Raw genomic sequence first — 11,656 nt, 5'->3', positions numbered from 1 at the left:
TTTTGAATGAGTTGGCGCAGTTAGCCGAACAAACAACAGTTGAACCGGCACAACGTGCAAAGCAAGTAAAAGCATTACGTTTACGTTGGAATGAATGCGGTCCAATTCTTAATGACGAAACCAAAGCATTAGCTGAACGTTTTGAGCAACAGATAGAAAGAGCATTTGAACCATGCAGAAGTTATTTTGCAGAGCAAGAAGCGCAGCGTAAGCAAAATGAAGAAAGTCGCTTAAGCATTATAAACGCACTGGATGTTTTAGCGCAAAGCGCCGCGGTTGACTCAGATTTGAAAGCATTGGAAAGTGGCCTTCAGGCATTAAAACAGCAGTGGAAAGAAGCTGGTAAAGTTGACCAAGATACTTATCTAAAGCTTTCACAGCAGTTTAAGTCAGGCCAAGATGCGATTTGGTTAATAATAAAATCGCATTATGAAGCGAACACGGCGAAAAAAGAGGCGCTGTTGGCGAGTGCAAACGCAGAACTTGAAAATGATGATGTGTCAGCTGCCTGCGAGCATCTGAAGGACCTACAGCAACAGTGGCAATTAATAGGTTTCGCTGGAGCTAAGAATGAACATCGTTTGTGGCAAGCGTTCAGAGCTGTCAATGATGCGGTTTTCGCTAAACGTCAGGAAGAAATCAAAGAAAGACGCGCAGAACAGAGTCTATTGTTGGATTCACTTCGCGACGAATTAGAGCAATTGAATAAAGCCGCTGAAGAAGTAAAAGGCCTCAAGGAAATTAATGATATTTTGAACCAATTAAATTCATTAAGCGTTCCTAAGACACTGAGAAATGAACAAAATGAACTTCGCCAAATACTTGCAGCTAAGCTGGAGATAATTCAAGCAGGTAAACGACAAGCAGATCTAGAAGCGCTTTTTGAAGGCTTAGAAATGGGCCAATTACCAGAGCAGTGGAAGAAAAACATAGTGTCCTCACTCAGTTCGGATGAGATGCTCATTCGCCTTGAAATCTTAAGTGATGTCGAATCACCTGAAATGCTGAAAGATGAGCGAGTAAAAGTACAAATCGCGATGCTTGAAGAAAAACTCTCTGGTAGTGATATCAATAACCAAGATATTTTGAAAGGCTTTATCAACAGCTGTCCACTGCCTATTGAGAGTGAAAAGTTAGTAAGATTAAAGCGTTGTATGGGCATGTGATTATCAAGTCCATGTAAATAAAAAAAGCCGAACAGTAGAAAATACTGTTCGGCTTTTTATTTAGTAATATGGGTTATATGGCGTAGTATGCCAGATGCCAATCAACAAACGCTTTTATACCATCGGCAAAAGGTGTGTTTGGCAAAGGGTGTCCGTGCTGTTTAAGTTTTTGCACATCAGCCCACGTGTCGAGTACATCGCCCGCTTGCATTGGCAACAAGTTCTTGTCTGCTTTTAAACCCAATGCACGTTCTATTTCCTCAATAAAATCGAGTAACTGTTTTGGGTTGTTAGAACCGATGTTAAAGATTTCGTAGGGTACTTTTTGGTCTGGTATTTTAGGGAGCATGCTAACTATTGCATTGACAACATCATCAATGTAAGTAAAGTCACGGCGCATTTGCCCCATATTGTACACGTCGATGGACTGGTGATTGCGCATCTTTTCTACGAATTTGAACAGCGCCATGTCTGGGCGACCCCACGGTCCGTATACCGTGAAAAAGCGCAGTCCGGTCATTGGTATACCATACAATTTTGCATAGCTGTAGGCCATAGCCTCATTTGCTTTTTTTGTGGCTGCATAAAGCGATACCGGTGAGTCTGTCTTTGCCGTTTCGCTTAATGGCATGGTATCCGAAAGGCCATAAACCGAGCTGGAAGAAGCAAAAAGAAGGTGCTTAATTGTGTTGTGGCGACAGCATTCAAGTATATGCATCATACCAACAAGGTTACTGTCACAGTATGTCATTGGTGCATCAATTGAGTAACGTACACCAGCTTGTGCCGCTAGATGAACTACAACGTCAAACTTAAATTCTTCGAATAGCGCTTGAAGTTCCGATAGATGATTAAGCTCTATTTTTTTGAATGTAAAGTTGGGATAGTCCTTTAACAGTGATAGCCGTGAATCTTTTAACTCTGGGCTGTAATAGGCGTTGAGGTTATCTAAGCCAACAACCGTGCAGCCTTTATCAAGTAATGCTTTTGCTAGATGAAAGCCGATAAAACCGGCAGCCCCAGTAACCAGTATCGGTTTATCATTTAAAATATTGGCCATCATTAAAATACCACTTCTGAATTTGGAACAAACTGATAGGTTTTCATCGTGTCAGGTGTGTCGCAAGTTGATTCGATCTGATCGTGTGATAGTAAATACCACGTCCTTCTGTGCGCCTGACCTAGTTCTATCGCATTGTTTTTATTGAAACAAAACCAAGGTTCTTCATCAGATACAAGAATAAACCGATTCGGTTTTGCAAATACCCATTGCCACGCACGCTGAAACTGCGTTTTTTCATTGGCTAGATAACTGAAATGAGTAATTGGTTTAGTTGCGAACATTAAAAACTGTTCTTTGAATCGAACTAAACCGAGTTCACCGTCATTAGGCATAATAGTCTGGGCTTTTTCCATAATAACGTCAGGCGTTCGGTAACTATCCGCGGTAGGCCATACAACAAATCCGACTGCAAGCCAAACAACCAGTGTAATACCTGCGAGCGCCTGAAACGCATCAGATTTTCTAAGCTTAACCAAAAGCAAAACAAGAAGTGCAGCCATTATGGCGATAAAAGGAACTAATTCGTTTAATAAGGACAAGTAGTCCCCATGTTTCTTTTCAAGTAGCTGCGGTTTAAAGACGATTACAAATGCGATAGCAAAGAGCAAAAAGGTAACTAGACCTGCAAACCCAAATAGAACACGTCTAATCCAGTGACGAATGTTTTCTCTTTCAATCTTGTGCCATACAACGGCCGCGACGATAGAAAACATCGGTAACGCTGGGAAAATATACACGCCTCGCTTGCCAGTACTAATTGAAAAAAACAAAAGTACAAATAGAACCCATGTAACTAGGACTCTGAATATAGGTTGTGACTTGAATAGGGCAACACATTCCTTCCAAGCGAAGACGATAACCGCAAGCGCAGGAAACCACATCATAGGGATGACTTTTACGATAAAATAGTGCCAAGGCTCTTGGTGATGCCACGCGTTCGCATAACGTTCAGCTGTTTGTTTAAAAAGTATATTGTTTTTATACGCGATGAGTTCTGGAGTTTGTAGCACATTAACTTGGTACAACATCGGTCCCAACCAACAAGCCAATGTCACAAAAAAGAGAACAACGCCTAACCAATTCTGCCACTTCCAGCTTTTTCGAGTCGGGGTGTTTTTGAACCACAACGCAAGAGGAATAAGCATCAACATAGGTAAAAAGCCAACGCCTTTGGTCATGACCCCAATAGCCATGGCGATAAACGCGAGATAAAGCCATTTGTTATTTGGACCTAGAATATAGTGCCTAATCAATCCGTAGCAACCTATGGTCGTGAAGAAACACAAAACCATGTCTATTTGAGCTGCTTTTGCTTGTAACAAGAATTGTGGGCAGATGATCAGAATAAGCAGGGCAGTGATAGCGGTTTTTCTATCATAAAGCCGTTTTGTAATGTCGTAAACGAGGTAGGCAACACCAAGGCCAGCAAGTGCAGAAGGTAATAAAAAGGCGATTTTGAAATGTTGTGTTATTAAATAAGAGACTGAAATTAACCACATGAATACGGGTGGTTTGTCTGGGTAAAACTCGCCTGCACGGGTCGGAAATAACCATTGCCCTGACATCAGCATTTCTCTTGCTATTTGAGCAAAACGAGGCTCGTCTGCAGGCCATGGAAAACGAAGACCTAGGCCGGCGATAAGCGCAAGAACGAGTGCAGCGAAAATAAGTTTAACCCACGTGTCCTCAGATATTTTATTGAACATTTGGCATATCCTGTTGTTTTAACGCTATTATTTTATCCTTTACTCCATGTTTATAGAGGTAACTACCCATCAGGCTGGACACTATAAACAAAACAATACTCAGCCAAAGTTTGGTGGTATCTTCTTGTGCAACTCCTGCACCGATGAAACTAAACAAAAACATTTGTGGCAGATAACCGACAAAGCTGCCGAAGAGAACACTTGGCAGGGGCAAAAAGCTAACAGCAGCGGCAATGTTTGTTAATAGATTTGAACCGACAGGTAGTAGTCTAATTGCGCAAATCCACGCCCACGTGTGACTTTTTAGTAATTCAGAAAGAAACCAGATTTTTCGTTGGTATTTTTTGATAAACCAGTCACCGCCGAAGAATCGGATAAACAAAATGGTCAAAAGTGCGCCAATTGTTGTAAGAAGTGTCGAGATGAATGCGCCAGATACACCGCCAATTAACGCTCCACAGGCAAGAGCGACTATTTGCCTAGCGCCACCAATTGAAGTAAAAACAACACAAACGACGCAAAAAATTGGCCAACCCCAAATGCCTGCTTTAGCTTGTAAGACAAGCAGTTTTTCATGTAGATCAACGTTGCCAATCATGCCAAGCTGAAGAAGAGCAATAATGCTGATTATTGCAATCCCAAAGACAAAACTTTTAAGCAGCATTATTCTTTTGCTCTGTATTGATATGAGTATGTTGTTTTATAACGGGATGTTTAGTTCTCGCAATGAGCCATTTAACGGCAAACATATCAACAATACCAACCCAAACACGGTTCCAAGCGGTATATTTCGAGACTCCTGCAGTGCGGTCTCTATGTGCGACAGGAACTACGCGAATATCACCGCCAATACGTTTAATTAATGCTGGCAAATAACGGTGCATGTGATTGAAGTAAGGGAGTTTCACCCACGTCGACTTAGGGATAAGCTTGAGTCCACATCCGGTGTCTGGAACACCGTCATTCAGAAACCAATTTCGAACCCGGTTTGCAATCCGTGATTGAAAACGTTTCCATGGTGTATCTTTTCGTTTATGGCGATACCCAGCGATACAGAAATCCGAACTACCTTGCAGTAAATTTGCCTCAGACACCATATTTGGTATATCTGCGGGGTCATTTTGGCCATCACCATCGATTGTCACGAGCCATTTTGCTCTCGCATTATGACCCGCAATATACAACGCGGTGGATTGACCTACACTTTGCTCGGTTGAAATCAATTGAGCGGGCACGTTCAATGATTCGCAAGTTTCAGTAAATACTCGTGCTGTTTCATCAGTACTGCCGTCATTAACGAGAACCACTTCGAACGTAACGTGTTGATGCAAACTTTGGTGGATTTCGGTAACGAGAGAAGGGATATTTTCGGCTTCATTTTTTGCCGGGATTAAAACAGAAACCTCAAAATCATTAGAGGGGGTTTCTAAATTGGTCATATCTATATTTATCCTTACTGCACGCTGTAATATTGCGTATCTTGTTAGGGCATTAGTTCAGCAAACTAATGTTAAGTTTTCATGACCTTGATGACGAAGTCAACATAAAAAACCAGACCCAAAGAGGGTACGTTGTTGAAATTGCAATGAATTTCCCTATTTGAGGTATTTGTGTTGCTGATGAGCTATTTTAACTCGTCAGCAACTTCCGCAATTTTTTGCCTCAACCAGATGTGGCTTGCGTCTCTGTGTAATAACGGACTCCAAATCATATCGAGCCTCGAAAGGAGGAATTGGGAATGGAGGTTCCACGATGGCAAGATGTGGATCGTCTTTGTATATGTTTGCGGCCTTAGATGGTAGGGTTGCTACTAAGTTTTGCTCTTTTGCAAGATGGATCGCCACGTGGTAATTTCGCGTGAATGTCGCAATATTGCGATGCTTACCAAAATGCGCAAGTGCCTCATCAACCCAGCCCAGTTTTTGCACATCCGCAGGGTCCATACCAACACCGACTCCAAAGCCTGTTTTACTGACCCAGATGTGCCTAGCGTTTAAATACGCTTCCAAACTAAATTGATGAATAATCGGATTGTCAGCTTTTACCAAACAACAAAAGCTGTCTTTCCAAATTCGTTTGTGATGGAAAGACTGCGGCAAGTTTTCAAAGCGGTTGATGGCCATGTCCACTTTACCATTTTCAACATCGTGAAATGTAACGTCGCTTGGAGTTAAAATATCGAGCGTTGTATCAGGCGCTTCTTCATGCAGTTTATTAAGCAATTTTGGTGCAAGTGTACTCGCCGCGTAATCGCTCGCCATAATCCTAAATACACGTTTACTCTGTGATGGCGAAAATTCTCTATTTGGTGCGAGTGTCTCTTCCAGCGTCATTAATATTCCGCGGATCACGGGCTGAAGTTCTAGTGCGCGTTCTGTTGGTACCATGCCTTCAGAAGTGCGAACTAAAATTGGGTCGTTAAATAGATTGCGGAGTCGTTTAAGACCATTACTCATTGCTGGTTGCGTAATGCTAAGCTGATTCGCAGCTCGCGTTACGTTGCATTCTCTTAACAATGTATCTAAGTAAACAAGTAGATTGAGATCGATTTTACTGATGTTCACAACATTCCTTTTTTATGGTTATTTTGCTCATAAGCAAAAACGTTGCTCTTGAGGATAGGGATAGATGTGTTTCATCACCTTCTGGCGAATATCTGTTTGGGCTTGCTTCCAGAAAGCGACGCCAGCAAGATCTGGGTGGGCTTCTAAAAACAGCGCCCTTAGTTTAGGGTCTGGCAAAACAAAAGTACATAGCTGTTCAGGAAACACATCTTGAGGCGCAGAAGAAACTTCGCTGCATTCCAAATAATTTACCGCACTTTGTCTGGGCATTTCTCTAAAGTTCATTTCCGTTAAATATTGAACTTCGTCATAGTCGTAGAAAATCACGCGCTGATGTTTGGTGACTCCAAAGTTTTTAAGCAGCATATCACCTGGAAAAATATTTGCAGAAACCATTTCTTTCAGTGCTTGACCATAATCAGCCATAACGCCTTTTGCATCTTCATCGCTACAGGTTTGAAGAAACAAGTTAAGTGGTGTCATACGTCTTTCTATGTAAAGGTGTTTGATAATCAACAAGTCATTTTCTATTACCATACTACCGGCAATGCTTGATTGTAATTCGTTTAACAATTCGTCCGAGAAACGAGCTAGCGGAAAGACTACGTTCGAATACTCAATAGTATCCGCCATACGACCAACACGGTCATGGTTTTTAACCAATTGATATCGAGCAAGTACTGTTTCTCGTCCAAATGGTTTGCTTTCAGAAAATTGGTCTCTGATTACCTTAAATACGTAGGGAAACGAAGGCAGGGTAAACACCATCATTACCATACCTCGCGTTCCAGGAGCCGCAATAAACTGCTCTACGTTACTTTCGAGTTGATTTAGAAACTCGCGATAAAACTCGGTTTTGCCTTGTTTGTGAAACCCGATAGCGTTGTACAATTCGGCAGCCGTTTTACTCGGCATGAGTTGGTTTAAAAAGCCAACTAATGCTGACGGGGCATGTGTTTGTACAAAAAAGTAGGCACGTGCAAATCCAAAAATGACGCGCATTTGACTGGATTGAGTAATAAGTGCGTCGATGTGTATGCCACGCTCTTCAGTATTTAAAATGGCGATAATAAAAGGCTGAATACCAGACAACGAGACGACTCGACCAACAATGTAAGCTGCTTTATTGCGATAAAAAGGTGAGTGCAATATGTCAAAGCGCATTTGATGGCGTTGATGATGGGTGTCCGGGGCTTGTTTGATAAATGCTTTGACCAATTTCCGTATATCGCCATCAAGGTCGGTAAAGGGCGCACCAAATCCGAAATGATTGATGATGTTTCGAATTGTAGGCTTTAATCCGTCTGACACAGGAAAATAACTCCGATACTCGGCTTCAACGGGTACCGTGGAGGTTTGTTTCATGGAGGAGACGACAAAGATAAATTCATTGTTAAAATAGCGACGATGAAATAAACGACAAAAAACAGAGTTATAAAAGGTTTCGGCAAGCTCCGCTTGAGGATGAAACACCAAGCGTTCTTGAAATGCCTCTTTGACTGTACGCCAAAGGCACTCATTCAGTGGCTGAATGCGTTGTTTGGTTTTTAGGAGTTCAATTGTTTCATTTACACGCGCATCATATTGAGCGATACGCATCGAGCTAATCGATTGAATAGATTGCCAATCTCGGTTACCGAACGCGATAGGGGCCTTGGCTGTAATTGATTGGAAAATTCGATAATGTTTAGTAAACCCGGCTAAGATTATTTCCGCAATTTCCACTGCTCGCATAAAACAGGTCCTTTTTATGTTTGACTGTATTGCGTCAACAGCAGTTTGTCATGCGTTATCTGCATAAATATCATTTATTTTGAGAATTTTTTTAGCTGTTTTTCGAGTTCCAATAGGTTTTTACTGACCTCCTTCAAATTTCGCATGTATTGCTTATCAATTTGTTGAAGTTCACTTTTTACATCCCGAGTCATTTGGCGTTTTTCTTGGTCGCTCATCATGCGTTCGAGTTTGTCGAGGGCTTTTTGCTTTGCGCGGTCCCGTTCTCTGTCAAGTATGGCAACTTTTTGCTTGCTCGCGCGGATTTTACGCTCGAGTGTATGAATGATTTGCTTACGCTCTAGGGCATTAAGTAATTTCGTGTGTTGATCATCAGGGACAGCAACGTCAGGGTCTTGGTGTTCTAAGCGCTGCGCGATTGCGTTACTGCCACATGGAAACTGGCTATACATCACCCCACGCTCAGTGACACATTTATAATATTCGACTTTTTTGGCAAAACAGGTTGAAGTTAACACTAAACACAGGCAGAGAAAAAAAAGCTTCATTTACATTCCTTGTATCAAAAAGGGCTAAGTTTAGTCTGCGAAAATTACTTTGGAAACTATTGCGATGCACTTGGCCCAAATTGTTTAATTTGTTTAATGCTTTGTATTAAAAAAGGAATATCGAGTTTTTGCTCTATAACAAAGCCTTCGGCTGCAGACATTTGTTGATAGCTACCATCTGGTTTTATTAATGTAATTCTATCCTTTTTGAAGGCGATAAAAACACCTTGAGAATGGTTTACACCATGTGAAGATTCAGGGGAGGTAACTGTGTGTCCGAGCGTGGATTTAGCCGCGCGTTCTACACAATTAATGACCTGAGATAACACAGTCGCTAACAGATCCATTGGCTGAATCAGGCCTTCCGCTTTTTTGAATGCTTTAATATTGCTATAAAACGTAGAGGTCGCCACAACCGATTTTTCGTCATTAGCAAAACTGAGGGCGATAACTGGTGAAGTCGTCTCAATGTTTAATGTATTACCATTTACAAATTGTATTACAATTTTCGCGTCTTGGCGCTCAGGAATGTATTTAAATTCAGGGAATCCATGTACTGAGAGTAAGCCTCCTTTTGCCCATGCAGGCGACCGCTCTTCGTCAATCATAGAGCGTTTATAAATCGCAGGGAGTCCATAGATTAAATTAAATAAGCTATCCTCAATCGACGTTGGGTGCAACAGGGTTGAAAAAGGCTTTAACGTATCGTTGCTGCCGACAAATTCAAGTAGTTGAGCGTTATTGGCGAAAACTAAAATATGGGTTGTCGGTTTATCAACGGCACTACAAGAACCAGTTAATTCTGGTGTAACGAACTCAATATTCTTAGAGTCGAGATCAATTTGTGTTGATTTTTTATATTGATCAATGTCGATTAAGTTGTGTTTTGCCAATAGACTCTTGGCCGTAGTAGGGTAAGACATTGGCAACACATTATCTTGCTTAGTGATGTCAAAGTAAGAATTCGCATCGGCCCATATATGGATGCTGTGACTTGCTGCGAAACATGACACGATACACACGGCCGCATAACTTGGAAATTTAAGTTGCTTTAATTCAGCTAAATGTTTCCATGCAAAATTACTAATCACCAATTCAAAAGCGAAAAATGCACCAATGATTAAGGTTGCAATTGCGCTAACAAAAATGGGTCTAGCACTAAGAGTTTGTACGAAAACAGATAATATTTCACTTAATGAACTGAAATTGATGTGGTAGCCGAGTTGGTAATAAACAAACGCATCAAGACAAAGCCAGCTAAGCCCCAGTGTCGCTATAACAGCTGCCATTCCTCGGATATGGCGAGGATAAGGAAAAACCAGACTCAACGGGAAAACGGTTAACACAAACGCGAGGAATGTAATAAAACTTGTATGGCTTAACCAAGTTACGACCATGTAAAATCGGCCAAGCCACGTTGTAGGGGCACTATCTGCCCACAGATAACCAAGGCTAATTAACAGCACCAATGCAATATTTGCAAATGTGAACCAATGGCCCCAACTAAGAAGTTGGCTCGCTTTGGACGCAAAAGGACTCTGTGGGTTTAAGTTCATAGTTACTTAACAGATTGAATTAGTGCTTTTGCGAAGTTTTCTGCCACAGCTTCACGTTTGTTTGCTGGTACATGTTGGTTTATGATGTGCGTAATAGAATTACCTAAACACATTAGGCTTAAATCAACCGTTGCCTTGTCGTCAGATAGGACCTTTAAAAGCTGGTCTGTGATTTTTTCTACTTGTTCATTACTGTATTTAGATAAAATAGGCATCGATTGTTCTGTAACTAAATGATAATAATCTCAGATTTTAACACCAGAGGCGTGAAAAACAAACATGAGCATCGAGGTTAATAAGTTAGTCGTTCATTATGTCGACAAACAAGACGAAGAAACTCAAATACATCTTCGCAATGATGAAATGAAAGTCAATGAAAAAGTGAATGTTTTCATTGAACAATTGCACCACGCGTACAATGGGAAACCAGGAAAAGGCTTTTGTGCATTTTCTTCTAATAAAAATAGTGTCACAGCAAGCGCGTTGCAAAGCTACCGTAATAATGAATTAGGTTTTTGGCATTTTACGGAACAAGCAACTGAAGTCTTGAAAGAAGAGCTCAATAAGTATGCTTTCAATGAGACGGGTTATTTAGTTTTTTGCCACTATACCTACATTGCAACTGATTATGTGCTCATCGCCCTTATTAATATCAAAGAACATTATGCTATCACCTCTGAATTGGATTTAGCGGCTTCTAAACATTTAGATATTACGCGTATGCAGTTGGCTGCGCGGGTCGATTTAACTGCATGGGATGTCGAGCCTGAGCAAAATCGCTACATTTCTTTTATCAAAGGCCGAGCAGGGCGCAAAGTGGCTGATTTCTTCCTCGACTTTTTGGGTTGTGAAGAAGGCGTTGACGCTAAGCAGCAAAGTACCGTGATGTTGCAGGCTGTTGAAGAATATTTAAGTGAACAGCAATACGACAAGCACGAAAAAGACACTTTGAGAAAAGAGGTTTTTGATTACTGTAATGATTGTATATCGACTGGCGAGGATGCTCAGGTAAGTTCTCTGTCAGATACCTTATCAAAATCAGGTGAAACAGCGTTCAGCGATTTTTATAAAGATCAGGGTTATCAACTGGAAGAATCGTTCCCTATCGATAAGAAAACAGTGACGAGTATGGTTAAGTTCTCTGGCGTGGGTGGTGGCGTAAGTATTAGTTTCGAGCGCAAACATTTAGGAGAGCGAGTCATTTACAACAGCCACACTGACACGTTGACTATTAAAGGTGTGCCACCGAATTTAAAGGATCAGTTAATGCGTTTCTACGAAGACAATGAATCGTAGAGGTAGAATTTAAACTGCTTAAA

Annotated in this window: 10 protein-coding genes and 1 pseudogene; 2 read left to right on the top strand and 9 right to left on the bottom strand. The window is 41.3% G+C overall.

The features are described 5' to 3' along the window. The first annotated feature begins 2 nt into the window (after nt 1-2). Nucleotides 3-1,166 (top strand): DUF349 domain-containing protein, encoded by a 1,164-nt coding sequence (locus J5O05_RS02360; protein ID WP_208843439.1) that lies wholly within the window; start codon nt 3-5, stop codon nt 1,164-1,166. A gap of 73 nt (nt 1,167-1,239) precedes the next feature. Here J5O05_RS02360 and J5O05_RS02355 read toward each other — a convergent pair whose 3' ends face one another. The 9 genes and pseudogenes from J5O05_RS02355 to J5O05_RS02315 form a co-directional block, all read right to left on the bottom strand. Then, complete coding sequence (locus J5O05_RS02355) at nt 1,240-2,229, bottom strand: NAD-dependent epimerase/dehydratase family protein (RefSeq protein WP_244369741.1); 990 nt, start codon at nt 2,227-2,229, stop codon at nt 1,240-1,242. Then, complete coding sequence (locus J5O05_RS02350; protein ID WP_208843438.1) at nt 2,229-3,935, bottom strand: ArnT family glycosyltransferase; 1,707 nt, start codon at nt 3,933-3,935, stop codon at nt 2,229-2,231. The genes J5O05_RS02355 and J5O05_RS02350 overlap by 1 nt, the downstream gene beginning before the upstream one ends. Next, nucleotides 3,925-4,599, bottom strand: a complete 675-nt coding sequence (locus tag J5O05_RS02345; RefSeq protein ID WP_208843437.1) for a TVP38/TMEM64 family protein — start codon at nt 4,597-4,599, stop codon at nt 3,925-3,927. The genes J5O05_RS02350 and J5O05_RS02345 overlap by 11 nt, the downstream gene beginning before the upstream one ends. Continuing rightward, nucleotides 4,589-5,374 carry a glycosyltransferase family 2 protein gene (locus tag J5O05_RS02340; protein ID WP_208843436.1) on the bottom strand — a complete coding sequence of 262 codons (786 nt, stop codon included), beginning with the start codon at nt 5,372-5,374 and terminating at the stop codon, nt 4,589-4,591. The genes J5O05_RS02345 and J5O05_RS02340 overlap by 11 nt, the downstream gene beginning before the upstream one ends. A 185-nt stretch (nt 5,375-5,559) precedes the next feature. After that, a pseudogene (locus J5O05_RS02335) lies at nt 5,560-6,499 on the bottom strand (LysR family transcriptional regulator). Between the two features lie 27 nt (nt 6,500-6,526). Next, entirely contained in the window at nt 6,527-8,233 is a 1,707-nt protein-coding gene (gene aceK / locus J5O05_RS02330) for a bifunctional isocitrate dehydrogenase kinase/phosphatase (RefSeq protein WP_208843435.1), read from the bottom strand. A gap of 74 nt (nt 8,234-8,307) precedes the next feature. Continuing rightward, on the bottom strand, nt 8,308-8,781 hold the full coding sequence (locus J5O05_RS02325) for a DUF4124 domain-containing protein (RefSeq protein WP_208843434.1): 474 nt from the start codon (nt 8,779-8,781) through the stop codon (nt 8,308-8,310). Between the two features lie 56 nt (nt 8,782-8,837). Next, entirely contained in the window at nt 8,838-10,337 is a 1,500-nt protein-coding gene (locus J5O05_RS02320) for a DUF3413 domain-containing protein (protein ID WP_208843433.1), read from the bottom strand. A 2-nt stretch (nt 10,338-10,339) separates the two neighbouring features. After that, nucleotides 10,340-10,552, bottom strand: coding sequence for a YejL family protein (locus J5O05_RS02315; RefSeq protein WP_208843432.1), 213 nt, complete (start codon nt 10,550-10,552; stop codon nt 10,340-10,342). A 64-nt stretch (nt 10,553-10,616) separates the two neighbouring features. Here J5O05_RS02315 and yejK point away from each other — a divergent pair, with 64 nt between their 5' ends. Beyond that, the gene (gene yejK / locus J5O05_RS02310; RefSeq protein ID WP_208843431.1) at nt 10,617-11,633 is read left to right on the top strand and encodes a nucleoid-associated protein YejK; all 1,017 of its coding nucleotides are present in this window, start codon (nt 10,617-10,619) and stop codon (nt 11,631-11,633) included. Nucleotides 11,634-11,656: the final 23 nt, after the last annotated feature.

The organism is Pseudoalteromonas xiamenensis (genome assembly GCF_017638925.1).
Taxonomy (GTDB): domain Bacteria; phylum Pseudomonadota; class Gammaproteobacteria; order Enterobacterales; family Alteromonadaceae; genus Pseudoalteromonas; species Pseudoalteromonas xiamenensis.
The sequence above is the reverse complement of the archived record's forward strand: the minus strand, read 5'-3'. Positions and strand labels throughout refer to the sequence as shown.